The sequence below is a fragment of the Bifidobacterium pullorum DSM 20433 genome (assembly GCF_000771405.1).
Lineage (GTDB): Bacteria > Actinomycetota > Actinomycetes > Actinomycetales > Bifidobacteriaceae > Bifidobacterium > Bifidobacterium pullorum.
Window position 1 is genome coordinate 1 of sequence record NZ_JDUI01000017.1, and the last position, 13,663, is coordinate 13,663.

The window sequence follows — 13,663 nt, forward strand, 5'->3', positions numbered from 1 at the left end:
CTCGCCGAACAGATCGGTTTCGGTCTCCTCCTTGAAGGTGGTCTTGATGGCGCCGGCGCGCAGGGCACCGAGGGCCTTGGCGTAGGCCAGGGTCAGATCCCAGGCGTCGCCGCGCGGATCCTGCTGAACGGCCACAACCACCGGCACGCCACGGCCGGCCGCGTACTCGCGGCGGACGATGTGGCCCGGGCCCTTCGGGGCGACCATGAAGACCGGATGGTCCTCGGTCGGCTTGATGTAGCCGTAGTGGATGTTGAAGCCGTGCGCGAACGCGATGGCGGCACCCGGCTTGAGGTTCGGCTCGATCTCGTTGGCCCACACCTTGCGCTGGGTCTGATCCGGGGTCAGGATCATGATCACGTCGGCCTCGGCGGCGGCATCGGCCACGGACTTGACGTCCAGGCCCTGCTCCTTGGCGAACTCGACCGACTTGGAGGTCGGGCGGAGGCCGACGACGACGTCGACGCCGGAGTCGCGCAGGTTCAGCGCATGGGCGTGGCCCTGCGAGCCGTAGCCGATGATCGCGACCTTCTTGCCGTTGAACACGGAAAGATCGCCGTCGTTCTCGTACCAGATCTGTGCTGCCATAATGGCACTCCTTTATGTCACTCGATGTTGAGTTATGAAACTTATTCCGTTATGTGGCCGGATGGTGCCCGGCCGCGGGTTGCCCCGCCCTGTCTGGTGCTGAGGATTTTGTCCTCACAAACTGCTGACCATTATTACTCGGAACATCCAGCATGCAAAAACAGGCGTTCCATCTTTCGGGCGCATTGGGCTACACGGGTTCAAGGACGCCATGACAACCACACTCCGTGTACCACCGCATGCGTGCCGAGCGCCGGTCAGGGCCGCAGCATAGACCGGATGACCGCCGCATACGAATCAGGCCGCCAACCCTGCGGCTGGCGGCCTGATATATGTCACACGCGGATGGCTCTGTCGCCTCGCGTGCAGTAACTTATGAAATTCCCTGCGGGAATTTCTGTCACACAAGGCTGGCTCCGGCGATTCGGAAGTCCACAGGACTTCCTCTGTCGCCTCGCGTGCAGTGACCTGTGAAATTCCCTGCGGGAATTTCTGTCACTAAGGCTGGCTCCGGCGGCCCGAAAGCCCACAGGGCTTTCTTTACGCCGCCTCGCGTGCAATGACTTGTGAAATTCCCTACGGGAATTTCTGTCACTGCACCTGCGTGCGGGCGATCTTGCCGTTGAAGGACTCGGCCTCGTCGGCATCGGCGGCCGGGCCGTTGTTCCAGGAGAACATGGCGCGCAGCTTCGGGCCGACCTCCTCGATCTTCTCGTGGCTGAACTTCTCCTGCAGCTCCTTGAACTTCGGGGCGCCGGCGGCCTGATCATCCATGAACTCCTTGGCGAAGGAGCCGTCCTGGATGCGCTTGAGCTGATAGCGCATGCGGTCCTTGGTGGACTCGTCCACCACGGTGGAGGTGAAGTCGCCGTACTGGGCGGTGTCGGAGCAGGACCAACGGGCCTTGTTCAGACCGCCCTCGTTCATCAGGTCAACCAGCATCTTCAGCTCGTGGCACACCTCGAAGTAGGCAATCTCCGGCTGATAGCCGGCCTCGGTCAGCACCTCGAAGCCCGCCTCGACCAGATGGTTCACGCCGCCCATCAGCACGTCCTGCTCGCCGAACAGATCGGTTTCGGTCTCCTCCGTGAAGGTGGTCTTGATGGCGCCGGCGCGCAGCGCGCCCAGAGCCTTCGCATACGCCAGGGTGATCCCCCAGGCATCACCGCGCGGATCCTGCTCCACGGCCACCACAACCGGCACGCCACGGCCGGCCGCATACTCGCGGCGGACGATATGGCCCGGGCCCTTCGGGGCCACCATGAACACCGGATGATCCTCCGACGGCTTGATGTAGCCGTAGTGGATGTTGAAGCCATGCGCGAACGCCAGAGCGGCACCCGGCTTCAGGTTCGGCTCCACCTGCTCCTTGTAGACCTTGGCCTGATACTGATCCGGCAGCAGGATCATCACCACATCGGCCTCGGCGACGGCGTCCTCAATGGGCTTGACTTCCAGGCCCTGCTCCTTGGCGAACTCCACCGACTTGGAGGACGGACGCAGGCCGACGACCACGTCCACACCCGAGTCGCGCAGGTTCAGCGCATGGGCGTGACCCTGCGAGCCGTAGCCCAGGATCGCGACCTTCTTGCCGCTGAGCACGGACAGGTCGCCGTCGTTTTCATACCAGATCGTTGCTGCCATAATTGGCGCTCCTTCTTGATCGTTGTCGCGCCGCCCTCTTTTGCTGGCGGCGTGCCGGGCGCGTTCGGCGTCCGAAACTTGTTATCGCCCGGCATCCGATCAGAGTCGTCCGACGTGATCGGGTGCCACTGTTGCGGCCCGTTCTAGTACCGCAACCGAAATATTGGATGGTGATGTTCGCATACTGACCGGCTGCCACAGGCAAACCGGATGGCTGATGCGGATACCTGGTAGGGGGAAGGAGAGGTTTTGTCCGAATCGGGGGATTCTTGCGTTTTGACCGGAATGTTACCGCTCACAACGTAAGAATCTGGGGATTCGGACAAAACCCCGTCCGTCACTTGGTGAAATCGACGTCCTTGGTCTCGCGGCAGGTGACCACGGCGATCAGACAGCAGACGGCCATCACGCCCAGGTACAGGCCCACGGACTGCACGCCCCAATTGGCGGCCAGCCAGGTGGCGATGGTCGGCACGAAGGCCGCGCCGACGATGGCGGCCAAGTTGTAGCCGATGCCGGAACCGGTGTAGCGCACGTTGGCGTCGAACAGTTCGGGCAAGAACGCGCCGATCGGGCCGAAGGCTGTGCCCATAAGCGCGAAGCCGACGCACAGGAACACCATCACGGCCACAAAGTCGCGCTTGCCCTCACCCATCAGCAGGTAGGGGAACGCCACCGCGAACACAACGAGCGCCACCGACGAGAACGTCAGCACGCGGCGCCGGCCGATCCGGTCGGCATACACGCAGGAGAGCACGATGAACAGCGCGAACACGCACACGGCCACCATCAGCATGAGCAGGTACTCCTGGTTGGTGAACCCGAGGCCGCCGCCGCCCTGACCGACCGGCTTGGTGCCCCAGGCCAGCGACCAGGTGGCCAGCGTGTAGAACAGCGTATAGGTCACGGCCACCAGGAACGTGGCCTGCAGCACCTGCACCCAGCTCTTGCGGAACACCTCCACCACCGGGGCCTTGACCACCTCGTTGCGCTCCTGCGCCATGCGGAAGATCGGGGTCTCCTCCATGTGCACGCGCACCACCAGGCCGACGACCACGAGCACGGCCGACAGCAGGAACGGCACACGCCAGCCCCAGCTCATCATCGCCTCGGAATCGTTGAACGCCTCCAGCAGGAAGAACGTGCCGTTGGACAGGAAGAAGCCGATCGGCGCGCCCAGCTCCGGGAACGAGCCGTACAGCGCGCGCTTGTTCTCCGGCGCGTTCTCGGTGGCGACCAGCGCCGCGCCCGACCATTCGCCGCCCAGTCCGATACCCTGCACGAAGCGGCACAGGCACAGGATCACAACCGCTAGCAGGCCGACCTGCTCGTAGGACGGCAGGCATCCGATGAGGAACGTGGCCACGCCCATCGTCATCAGGGAGACGACCAGCGTCTTCTTGCGGCCGAGACGGTCACCGAAGTGGCCGAAGATCAGCGAGCCGACCGGGCGGGCGATGAACGCGACCGCGAACGTGACCAGGCTGAGCAGCAGCGCGACGGTCGGGTTGGTGGTGTCCGAGAAGAACACGGTCGGGAAGTAGTTCGCCGCGGCGGTGCCGTAGGCGTAGAAGTCATAGAATTCGATGGCCGTGCCGACCATCGAGGCCGCGATGACGGTTTTGACCGAATCGCGGGCGGCGGCCGTGAGCTTGCCTGCGGCCGTGGCGTTGTCAGCCGTGGTATCGACTGCTGTCATGGGATCCCCTCTTTGTCATTCAACGAGACGTTCGTCCCGCGGTATGGTTGCGGTCCGCTCCGATGTGTTGCCTTGTGGGGCGCAACGAAACGGACCCCGCGCTTGACGCAGGGCCCCGAACAGCGATGATGTCGCGTGAACCCTGCCATCGTTGGCGGGTTCAAGCGTGTATGCCGAATCAGTCCGCCAACGACGACGGAATCATAATTCGTGCGGACGCGACTGCGTGCATCGTCATTCCGTTCATCACGGCGAACCTCCTTTCGGTAACGTTCCAAATTTCCGGGCCTCATCCGGCCCAAACCATGAACCAACATAGGAGCCGTCTCACCGTAACGGAGGGCGGCGTCCACATTCCGGACATCATATCCACCGGTCGCGCGCAGGCCCCGGATGACGGACCCGCAGACGCCCACGTACCACCTCGCCCTGCGGGCGACAGGACGCAGGCACGCTCCCTATTCATACGAATCGGGGCGTGGCCGACAGCCGGCCACGCCCCGATTCACACCAGTACCGCCGCTCAGCGCCCCCGGTCCTCATGGATGGACCAGATCACCGCGGCGGCCACGATCACTGCCACGATGGCGACCGGGAACAGCACCTGATACGTGCCGACGACGAACAACGCCAGCGCGCCCAGCAATGCGCCGACGATGACGCCGACCTGCGAGGCCAGGTTCAGCACGGCCAGATTCCGGCCCGCCATACGGATGTCCGGCAGCACCGCAGCCGCCTGACGCTGGCTGATGCCGTCGAAGATCACATAGGCGCATCCGGAAAGCAACGCATACGCGATCACGCCGGCCGCCGACGGCGCCACGCACGGCACCGCCAGACCGACGACATACAGCCCGCATGCCAGCACCGACGGGATACGGCCGTCCTCCCAATGGTCCGCCACCGGCCCCAGCACCAGCGTGGCGACCAGTCCGCCGACGAACGAGGCGACCGCCACAGCCGCCATCACCGGCACCGCTGCATCGACGTCGCCGCCGCTGACCGCATACAGCACGATGTACCACAGGAACACGCCCGTCACCGAAACGCCGGCGGTCATGACCAGACGCGCGGCGAGCACGCGAACGAAATTCGGCGCGCCCTTCGGCATCTGGTAGCGGGAGAAGAACTCATGCTGTTCGATGGCCCGCGAGCGCAGCTCCACGCTGGAACGCTCGCGCGGCAGCACCAGCACCACAACTACTGCGGCCACAACGAAGCAGGCCGCGCATAGCCGGATTGCCACAGACGGCGTCCCGATCAGCAACACGGCGACCACGGCGCCCAGCAGCTGCCCCACGGTCAGCCCGATGCCGCGGTACGCGTCCGCCCGCGACCGGAACTTATCCGGGATGCGTTCGCCGAACGCGGCGGCGATCGGCGCGGACAGCATCACATACCCGATCTGCACCAGGCACCACAGCAGCGTCAGAATAACCGCATTCGCGGCTGCGCCCAGCGGCAGCGTGAACAGCGCCGCGACGACGCCTCCGCCGAGAATCCACGGCGTGCGTCGCCCGAGATCCGTGCGCGTATGGTCGGACAGCACGGCGACCACGGCATTGGACAGCACCGACATCACCACGCCGAAGACGATCAGCAGCGCGAGCGGCAGGGTGCGGCCGACACCGGCGAATCGGTCAACCAGCACCGGCAGGATCACCGTGTTCAGCGCACCCAGCGGGGCGGCGCACAGCACGGCCCCCGCGGCGAATCCGATGTTCATGCGCGTCATCTCGGTGGCGGAGGGACGGTACCCGTCCGCGTCGACCATCGGGTCGCGCAAGTCCAGGAACGAGGACTCCAGATTCGGCACGGCCGTGTCGATACGCGCCGCAGCGGCCATCGGCGCCCCCTCCGCGCTCATCTGCGCGGCCTGCACCTCGGGGCGGTCGCCGGACGCCTCGGGCTGGCGGGGGTTCTGCCTGATGGTCAGGCGGGCAAGGGCGGCCTTGTCCTCGGGGGTCAACGCCTTGTCCAGATCCGGGCGGTCGTCGATGCCCGGACGCACGAAGACCTGCCCCGGCAGGGGCGGCGGGGTCGGCATAGGGTTATCGTTCTGCTGTTCATCGGTCATGATTGTCCGCAAACTCCTCTTCTCGCATGCTTTTCGTCTCTATCATCGTCCCTGCAGACGACGATATCCGTCCCGCAACACGCGAAATAGCCCGGAACGCACCAAGGCACAATGCGTTCCGGGCCGTATGCCGCGCCAGGAGTCACCAGAATCGGCGACGATGTGCACGGCACGGGAACGTGGGCGAGTACGGCACCGCCCACGCCTGTGCGCCGCATCGGCAACATGCGGCACACAGGATGAGACTCCGTCAGCCCTTCACGGCACCGGCGGCGACACCGGCGATGATGTAGCGCTGCAGGAACAGGTACAGGATCAGGATCGGCAGCATGGCCAGCAGCAGGGCCGCCATGACCAGGCCGATATCCGTCGAGTACGTGCCGTAGAAGACCTGGGTCGCGATGGGGATCGTGTACAGGTTCTTATCGGTCAGGACCAGGGACGGCAGGAGGTAGTCGTTCCAGAAGCCCATCGCGTCGATCACGGCCACGGTGGCGATCATCGGCTTGAGCAGCGGGAACACGATGCTCCAGAAGGTCTTCCACTTGGAGCAGCCGTCGATTTCGGCGGCCTCCTCGATCTCGGCGGGAACCGAGGTGAAGATGGCGCCCTGGAACATGAACGTGGCCATGGATACCGAGAATCCCACATGCATGAGGATCAGGGTGAGCCGGTGCGCCAGCACGCCGAAGATGCCGCCGTAGACGGACACGATCGGGACCATGAGCACCTGGAAGGGGATGACCATCGAGGCGACCATCAGCGTCAGCAGCAGCGCGCAGGCCGGCCAGCGCGGGTTGCGGGCGATCACATAGGCCGCCATTGCCGAGAAGATGATCGTCAGCACCGTGGCGCTAATCGTGATGATCAGCGAGTTGCCGAACACGGTCCAGAAGTTCATCGCGTCCATGGCGCCGGTGAAGTTCTCCAGCGTGAACCCGTGCTCGCCCGTCAGCGACAGCGGGTCCGACGTGATGTCGGACATGTTCTTGAACGAATTGATGATGACGATGAGGAACGGCGAGATGAACGCCAGCAGCAGCACGATCAGCACGACGTACAGCACGACGTGGCCGACCTTCGTCCTCATCGGGACCTTGGCCTGGGGAATGCCAGCGGAAACAGTTGCGGAACTCATCAGGCTTCCACCTCACCCTTCTTACCGACGTACACCTGCAGCAGGCCGATGACCGCGCAGATGATGAACAGAACCAGCGCCTCCGCCTGGCCGACGCCGTAGTTCTTCTCGGTGAAGGCCGTGCGGTAGACGTGCATGGCCGCGAGCACCGAGGAACCGAACGGTTCGCCGTTGGTCAGGGAGAGGTTGATGTCGTACACCATGAAGCACCTGGTGGTGCTCAGGAAGATGCAGGTCACGAACGACGAGCGCATCAGCGGGATGGTGACGTGCCACATCGCCTGGCGAGACGAGCAGCCGTCGATGAGCGCCGCCTCCTTGAGGCTGGCATCCACGCTCATGAAGCCGGCGATGTAGATCAGCATCATGTACCCCGCGTACTGCCAGACCGACACGAAGATCAGGCAGAAGATCGCGCCCTGGGTCGTCGACAGCAGCGACGGCACCGTGGCGCCGGTGACGCCGGAGGCGATCGAGACGAAGGCACGGTTGAAGATGAACTTCCACACGTAGCCCAGAACGATGCCGCCGATCAGGTTTGGGATGAAGAAGCCGGCGCGGAAGAAGTTCTGGCCTTTGATGCCGCTGGTCACCAGGAACGCGAGCAGGAATGCCACGATGTTGGTGATGACGACGGTAATCACCGAATAGATGACCGTCATCCCCAACGACGTCCAGAAATCGGTATCGGCGACGACCGCGGAGTAGTTGTCCAGCCCGACGAACGGCTTGTTCAGGGACACGCCGTCCCAGCTGGTGAAGGTAAGGTACAGGCCGTAGAAGAACGGCACGATGACGACCAGGCAGAACAGCAATGCCGCGGGACCCGCGAACATCAGGAACTGCCCGACCTTATAGCCTAGCTTTGTCTTTGGCATAACAGTTACCCTTCAATCGGACGCCCGGATGGATGGCCCGCGTCGCCGCAGACATCCATCCGGCACGTCATCTCATGTGATGTTACGCGGCCGCATCATTGCAGGCTGCTGGCGAATGCATCCACATTCGTCATCTTCGCGCCGGACCAATAGGTTTCGATGGCCTTGGCGAATGCGTCGCGATCCTCCTGATCGGCCAGATACTTCTGGAAGTCGGCGCCGAGCACCGAGTAGTGGTCATCGGGCAGACCGTTGAAGTTGCCAATCAGGTTGCCCGCGTCCGAATACTCCTTGACGGACTTGCCCAGCGGGTCGGCGGGTTCCAGGGTGTTGGAGCTGAACGGGGAGACCATCGAGCAGGTGTTGACGATGAAGTCCTGGCCGTCCGGATCGGACACGAGCCAGTTCAGGAAGTCCTTGGCCCACTGGCGCTGCTCGTCGGTCACGTTGTCGGAGGAATCGATGAAGAAGTACTTCGAGCCACCGCCCACGAGCTTGGTGTTGGTGCCGTCGTCCGTGTTCTGCGGAACCGGCATGATGCCCAGGCCGTCGGTGTAGTCGTACTGGTTGATGATGGCCCAATCCCAGTTGCCGCCGAACAGGAAGGCGATCTTACCTTCGGCGAAGTTCTGGGTGGTGACCTCACGCTCGGCGGAGATGGCGGAATCCTTGGCGTAGTTGTTGGCCTTGAGCACGTCGAAGGTGTCCATCAGCGAGTTGAACTTGTCGTTGTTGGCCAGATCGGCGGTGCCGGCGTTGAGTTCCTCGACGAATGCGACCGGGTCTTCCTGCTCCTCATAGACCTGCGGCAGGTAATGGCCGGCAAGGGACCAGTCCTCCTTGAGCACACCGGTCGGGGATTCCATGCCGCCGGCCTTGAGCTCGTCGATCAGATCCTCGAAGGCGTCAAGCGTCTGATAATCCTCGGGATTGAATTCCTCGCCGGTGATGGCCTCGATCGCGTCGGCGTTGTACATCAGGCCGCGGGCCTCAATGCTGACGGGGAACCCGAGGACCTTGCCGCCCACGGAGATGGCCTGGGTGGTGTCGGCGACCCAATCTTCATCGCTCAGGTCGACCGCGTGCTCGGGGCCAAGCGAGTAGACGTCCTTGGCGTCAACCATCGACAGCACGTATGGATTGTTGGAGGCGTAGCGAGTGGATAGGTGGGCGGAAATCGTATCGCTGGAGAAGTAGACCTCGGTCTTGACACCGGTTTCCTCGGTGTACTTCTCAGCCATCTGTTCGAATTGGGACTGGATTTCGGATTTGGAGTTGAAGATTGTCAGTGTGTTGGAGTCATCAGCTGAAGACCCCCCGCAAGAAGCCAGCATGCCCACGGCGGCCAGCGAGGCGAGGGCGGCCGTTCCAATTCTCTTCCATGAGTTGTTCATTTATTTCCCTTTCCTTGATCCTGCGGAGCAACCTCGCTCCACCGGACATATGGATGTCCGACGCACTATACGCCGTGCGAACCGCACATCCATCTTATTGTTGTTCGGCTCTCGGAACCGATGAATCGAACCGGTTCGAGGGCTAACGGTTCTCATATTAACGCCAGATCGCGGTGTTTGTCAAAGCAATGCACAGTACCCGTCGAACGTACTTGCCGCGCCCTACGCATATCCGACCCTCCGCCCCGACACGCCGCCCCGGACCGCTCAGGACCGCCCCGATACGCTGCCCCCAGACCGGTCCGACGCCGTTGCCGCACCGCCATGCCGGCCTTGTCGAAACGGTTCGATATATCTGGTCCGTATAGCGGTGCAGCGCAGTCGCCGCACCGCCGAGCTCCCACACATCCCACACGCAGTCCTAAGGAACCGTCATGACATCCTGGCTCACCGACGCCGTCTTCTACGAGGTTTATCCACAGTCCTTCCAGGACTCCAACGCCGATGGCATCGGCGACTTCAACGGCATCATCGCCCGTCTCGACTACATCCGGGACCTGGGCTGCAACGCCATCTGGATCAACCCCTGCTTCGACTCCTCGTTCTACGACGCCGGATACGACGTCCGCGACTACTATCGGACCGCACCCCGCTACGGCAGCAACGAGGACCTGCGCCGACTGTTCGACGAGGCCCACAGCCGCGGCATCCGCGTCCTGCTCGATCTGGTGCCCGGCCACACCGCCATCGACCACCCCTGGTTCAGGGAATCCGCCAAAGGCACCCGAAACGCCTGTACCGACCGCTACATCTGGTCCAATCCGGGCACACAGGACGCCAACTCGCCCTACGAGTCGATCCACGGCTTCCTATGCGGCATCTCCGAACGTCCCGAACGCGCCGCCATCAACTGCTTCGCCACGCAACCCTGCCTGAACTACGGTTTCGGCACCGTAACCGAAGACTGGCAGTTCGCCGCCGATTCCCCGGAGGCGGAGGCGACCCGCCTGCTCATGCAGGACATCATGGCCTTCTGGCTGGGTCTCGGCTGCGACGGCTTCCGCGTGGATATGGCCGCCAGCCTGGTCAAGGAGGACCCCGGCCACGTCTGGACCTCACAACTCTGGCGCAAGGTGCGGGAGTTTCTGGACGAGCGTTTCCCGGAGGCCGTGCTGGTTTCGGAATGGGGCAACCCCTCCGAGGCCCTCAACGCCGGATTCGACATGGATTTCCTGCTGCATTTCGGCCCCTCGCACTATATGGACCTGTTCCGCGAACGCCCGTTCTTCGCCGGCGACCCGCAGGCCGACATCGCCGCGTTCGCCCGCGCCTATGATCAGACCTACGCCGACACGCACGGCAAGGGCTACATCTGCATCCCCTCCGGCAATCACGACATGATCCGTATGAGGGACACGCTGTCCGAGGAGCAGATGAAGCTCGCGTTCCTGTTCCTGCTGACCATGCCGGGCTGCCCGTTCATCTACTACGGCGACGAGATCGGCATGCGCTACGTGCATGGCCTGGTGTCCAAGGAAGGCGGCTACGAACGCACCGGCTCACGCACCCCGATGCAGTGGGACGGCTCCACCAACGCCGGTTTCTCCGCCGCGCCCGCCGAGGATCTGTATCTGCCCCTCGACCCGGATGCGTCGCGCCCCTGCGTGGCCGCGCAACGCGATGATCCGGAATCGCTGTACGCCACCGTCCGTGCCCTCACCGCCCTGCGCCGCGAGTTCCCCGCACTGGACGCCGACGCCGACTTCGCGTTCCTCCACGCCGAATCGCACGCCTATCCGCTGGTCTACAGCAGGCACCGCGGTGACCAGACGCTGATCGTGGCCATCAACCCCTCCGAGCAGGACGCCTCCTGCACGTTGGACATCACGCCGTCCGACGCCGTCTTCACGCTGGGCACGGCCTGCACCTGGCAGGACGGCGCACTGACCGTGCCGGCGGCGAGCGCGGCCGTGCTGCGCGTCTGACTCGTCAGACCGCACGCGGAGGCGGGCCGGGGCGTCCCGGCCCGCCTCCGACCGAAGTCAGGATTCCGCGGGAGCGCCCTCCAGCCGTTCGAAGATCGGGCAGTACAGCAGCGCACAGCAGTACTGCGGCAGCGCGATGCCGAGCAGCAGGATGAGCGGCACCACGTAGACGAGCACCGCCGCGTAGGCGAACCCGAAGGCCCCCAGGATGACCAGCATGCCTGCGGTGCGCGGGAAGAAGCCGATGGCGGCCATCGCCGCGTTGCGCAGCTGTACCTTCACCGGGTTGTCGTACCGGGAGAGGAAGACGAAGTAGTACTGCGCAATCGTCACCGCAGCCAGCCCGACGATCACCAGCACCACCAACAGCACGCCATGGAAGACCGGGTCAAGCTGCCCCATGATGCTGATATCGCCCAGCATGACGATGATGATGGCCAGACAGACCAGCCACACCACGGTGGCCTGTTTGAAGTTCTCCTTGAACGCCCTGAAGAAATGCGTATGCACATACCCCTCCTCATGGCGGACCATATGCCACAGGGTGTTGTGCATCGCCGTGAACGACGCCCCGGCCGTCACGATCGGGACGCAGCACAGCAGGGTCAGCACGTTGAGCTCGATCAGGTCGAACACCACCGCCATGATGCGGAAGAACCCGTTCTCGCTATCGAAGAGCCTGTACAGTTTCGAGGGTCGCTTCTTGTTGTCTGGGGCCATCATCATCCTTTCCGTAGCGGTGCCGTCACTCCACGAACGGCGGGGTGTGCAGCAGGTCGCGGGTCTCATGCTCGCCGGACGCGTCGGTCCACGTCAGCGAGGCGACCGGCATGTTGTTGTCCACGCCGACGCCGAGCCGCGGCTCGTACTTCAGCGAGGCGCGGGTCGTCGCTCCCGTCCAGGTCAGCGTCAGCGACGCGTCGCCGTCCGCCTCATAGCTGAACTCGCCGTCGAAGGCGTCGAGCGAGTTGCGTAGGCGGCACAGCGCGTTCAGCGCGCGCACGACCGTGCGGTCCAGGTTCTCGTCCACCTCCGCGGTGGTGTAGTAGTGGCGGTTGATGTCGCGCCCGACATGCGTGCGGTTGAGCAGGTCCATGTCATTGCGGCCGGCGAGCGCGCCCACGTAGTAGACCTGCGGCACGCCCGGCAGGAAGAACTGCACGGCGCGCGCGGCCAGATAGTGCTGGTCGTTGCAGCCGAGCGCCGAATAGTAGGTGCTGTTGACCTGGTAGAGGTCCAGGTTCGAGGCGGCGGCGCCGGTTGCGGCGCTGGATTCGCCGTGCGTGTTGCGGTGGATTGTGCGGACGAGCGCGTCCACGTCCTCGTCGGGGATCAGCCCCTTGAGGCTGCGGTCGAGCTGGTCGGAGCCGATGTCGATCACGCCGATGCCGTCATGGGTGTCCAGCACGTTGACGGCGTTGTTCGGGCGGACGCGCACCCAGTGCGACACCGGTTCCACATGTCCGGTGAACAGGCTGTGCAGCAGCAGCGGGGGCAGCGCGAAATCATAGACGCGGTCGACCTTGGAGGCGATCTCGATCTGCTTCTGGTAATACGAATGCACCTCGATGAGGATCTCCAGCCCGCGCTTGACGCCCTCCTCACGCAGACGGCCGATGAGTTCGAAGCTCTTCGGCGTCATGAAGCAGGAGGAGTCGGGCTCCTTGGCACCGTAGCCGACGGCGTCGAGCCGGATGTAGCTGACGTGCGAAGCGGCCATCTGGTCGAAGATCGACATCAGGTATTCCCAGCCTTTAGCCGAATCGGTGTCGATGTCCACCTGCTGCGGGGTGAACGTGGTCCACACCAGACGTGTCTTGCCGCCGCAGGTGTAGTGGGTGAACGGCAGGCCCGGGCGCGGCCGGTAGATGCCGGCCAGTTGTTCCTCGGTGGCGCCGTCCGGGTAGATGCTGCTCAGCGTCAGGAACATCGGGGAATACTCGGAGTCCTCGCCCTTGGCAAGCACATCCTGGAATTGGCTGGATTCCCAGCTCATATGGTTCACGATGGCATCCACCATGATGCCGTGCGTCTTGGAAAGCTCCGCCACATCATCCCACGTGCCCAGCCGCGGATCGACCGTGGTGTGGTCGATCGGGTCGAAGCCCGCGTCCGCGCCGTCGAAAGGCGTGAAGAACGGCAGGATGTGCACGCCCTCATACACCCCCTTGAATCGCGTGCGCAGGATCTCCGTCATGGATTTCAGCGTGCCGTCCCCCAATCGGTCGGCATAGGTGATTAATTGGACTTTATTCTTCAT

10 protein-coding genes are annotated in these 13,663 nt (G+C 63.7%); 1 reads left to right on the forward strand and 9 read right to left on the reverse strand.

The window, feature by feature from the left end; all coding sequences use genetic code 11:
* The 7 genes from ilvC (OU11_RS08210) to OU11_RS08240 form a co-directional block, all read right to left on the reverse strand.
* Nucleotides 1–588, reverse strand: a 588-nt coding sequence (ilvC, locus tag OU11_RS08210; protein ID WP_033516061.1) for a ketol-acid reductoisomerase, incomplete at its 3' end; no start/stop codon positions are given.
* A gap of 591 nt (nucleotides 589–1,179) precedes the next feature.
* Nucleotides 1,180–2,232 carry a ketol-acid reductoisomerase gene (gene ilvC / locus OU11_RS08215; protein ID WP_033516063.1) on the reverse strand — a complete coding sequence of 351 codons (1,053 nt, stop codon included), beginning with the start codon at nucleotides 2,230–2,232 and terminating at the stop codon, nucleotides 1,180–1,182.
* Between the two features lie 337 nt (nucleotides 2,233–2,569).
* Complete coding sequence (locus OU11_RS08220; RefSeq protein WP_033516065.1) at nucleotides 2,570–3,931, reverse strand: MFS transporter; 1,362 nt, start codon at nucleotides 3,929–3,931, stop codon at nucleotides 2,570–2,572.
* A gap of 523 nt (nucleotides 3,932–4,454) precedes the next feature.
* The gene (locus OU11_RS08225; RefSeq protein ID WP_033516067.1) at nucleotides 4,455–6,008 is read right to left on the reverse strand and encodes an MFS transporter; all 1,554 of its coding nucleotides are present in this window, start codon (nucleotides 6,006–6,008) and stop codon (nucleotides 4,455–4,457) included.
* 250 nt (nucleotides 6,009–6,258) lie between these two features.
* Entirely contained in the window at nucleotides 6,259–7,146 is an 888-nt protein-coding gene (locus OU11_RS08230; RefSeq protein WP_052122798.1) for a carbohydrate ABC transporter permease, read from the reverse strand.
* On the reverse strand, nucleotides 7,146–8,024 hold the full coding sequence (locus tag OU11_RS08235; RefSeq protein ID WP_033516068.1) for a carbohydrate ABC transporter permease: 879 nt from the start codon (nucleotides 8,022–8,024) through the stop codon (nucleotides 7,146–7,148). Before OU11_RS08235 ends, OU11_RS08230 begins: the two co-directional genes overlap by 1 nt.
* A 95-nt stretch (nucleotides 8,025–8,119) precedes the next feature.
* On the reverse strand, nucleotides 8,120–9,418 hold the full coding sequence (locus tag OU11_RS08240) for an ABC transporter substrate-binding protein (RefSeq protein WP_033516069.1): 1,299 nt from the start codon (nucleotides 9,416–9,418) through the stop codon (nucleotides 8,120–8,122).
* Between the two features lie 434 nt (nucleotides 9,419–9,852).
* Between OU11_RS08240 and OU11_RS08245 the strand changes: the two genes are divergently transcribed.
* Nucleotides 9,853–11,403, forward strand: coding sequence for an alpha-amylase family glycosyl hydrolase (locus OU11_RS08245; protein ID WP_033516071.1), 1,551 nt, complete (start codon nucleotides 9,853–9,855; stop codon nucleotides 11,401–11,403).
* Between the two features lie 57 nt (nucleotides 11,404–11,460).
* Here OU11_RS08245 and OU11_RS08250 read toward each other — a convergent pair whose 3' ends face one another.
* Together OU11_RS08250 and gtfA are read right to left on the reverse strand one after the other, a co-directional pair.
* Nucleotides 11,461–12,123: a YesL family protein gene (locus tag OU11_RS08250; protein ID WP_033516072.1), complete on the reverse strand. Its 663-nt coding sequence runs from the start codon at nucleotides 12,121–12,123 to the stop codon at nucleotides 11,461–11,463.
* 25 nt (nucleotides 12,124–12,148) lie between these two features.
* Nucleotides 12,149–13,663, reverse strand: coding sequence for a sucrose phosphorylase (gene gtfA / locus OU11_RS08255; RefSeq protein ID WP_033516074.1), 1,515 nt, complete (start codon nucleotides 13,661–13,663; stop codon nucleotides 12,149–12,151).

Coding starts and splice junctions, on each gene's coding strand:
- ilvC (WP_033516063.1), bottom strand. CDS start 2,232: ATGGCAGCAACGATCTGGTATGAAAACGACGGCGACCTGTCCGTGCTC.
- OU11_RS08220 (WP_033516065.1), bottom strand. CDS start 3,931: ATGACAGCAGTCGATACCACGGCTGACAACGCCACGGCCGCAGGCAAG.
- OU11_RS08225 (WP_033516067.1), bottom strand. CDS start 6,008: ATGACCGATGAACAGCAGAACGATAACCCTATGCCGACCCCGCCGCCC.
- OU11_RS08230 (WP_052122798.1), bottom strand. CDS start 7,146: ATGAGTTCCGCAACTGTTTCCGCTGGCATTCCCCAGGCCAAGGTCCCG.
- OU11_RS08235 (WP_033516068.1), bottom strand. CDS start 8,024: ATGCCAAAGACAAAGCTAGGCTATAAGGTCGGGCAGTTCCTGATGTTC.
- OU11_RS08240 (WP_033516069.1), bottom strand. CDS start 9,418: ATGAACAACTCATGGAAGAGAATTGGAACGGCCGCCCTCGCCTCGCTG.
- OU11_RS08245 (WP_033516071.1), top strand. CDS start 9,853: ATGACATCCTGGCTCACCGACGCCGTCTTCTACGAGGTTTATCCACAG.
- OU11_RS08250 (WP_033516072.1), bottom strand. CDS start 12,123: ATGGCCCCAGACAACAAGAAGCGACCCTCGAAACTGTACAGGCTCTTC.
- gtfA (WP_033516074.1), bottom strand. CDS start 13,663: ATGAAGAATAAAGTCCAATTAATCACCTATGCCGACCGATTGGGGGAC.